The following is a 567-nucleotide window of genomic DNA, read 5'->3' on the forward strand; positions in this document are numbered from 1 at the left end:
CCGTCCCGGACGGGCAGCGGGCGATCCTCGCGCCGCTGCGCGGCCGGCGCCGGGTGATCGGTACTGCGCTGTTCCTGCGCGACCCTGAGCGGCGTGCATTCGGGCACGACGACCTGCTCGTGGCGGCGCAGCTTGCCACTCACAGCGCACTGGGCATCGAGAAGGCCGCATTGGACGGGCGTCAGGCTTTCATCGCTGATGCTCTGCAGCGGAGAATGCTCCCGGAAACCCTGCCCCCCTCCACCGGTGTGCGGCTGGCGTCGCGCTACCTGCCGGCCGCGGAGACCGCCCGGGCCGGTGGCGACTGGTACGACACGATTCCACTGCCCGGCAGCCGGGTGGCCCTGATGGTCGGCGACGTGATGGGCCACGACTTGACGTCAGCTGCCCTCATGGGCCAGCTGCGCACCACCGCGCAGACCCTGGCCGGCCTGGACCTGCCGCCGCAGGAGGTGCTGCATGCCCTCAATGAGCAGGCTCAGCGCTTGGGCACCGACTACATCGCCACCTGCCTGTACGCGGTGTACGACCCGGTATCGCACCGCATCACCATCGCCAACGCCGGTC

1 protein-coding gene is annotated in these 567 nt (G+C 70.5%); it reads left to right on the forward strand.

Features of this window, described 5'->3' with window-relative positions:
- On the forward strand, positions 1–567 hold a 567-nt coding region (locus IE118_RS33870; protein WP_189561934.1), incomplete at both ends, for a PP2C family protein-serine/threonine phosphatase.

This window comes from Streptomyces pilosus (genome assembly GCF_014649835.1).
GTDB lineage: Bacteria > Actinomycetota > Actinomycetes > Streptomycetales > Streptomycetaceae > Streptomyces > Streptomyces pilosus.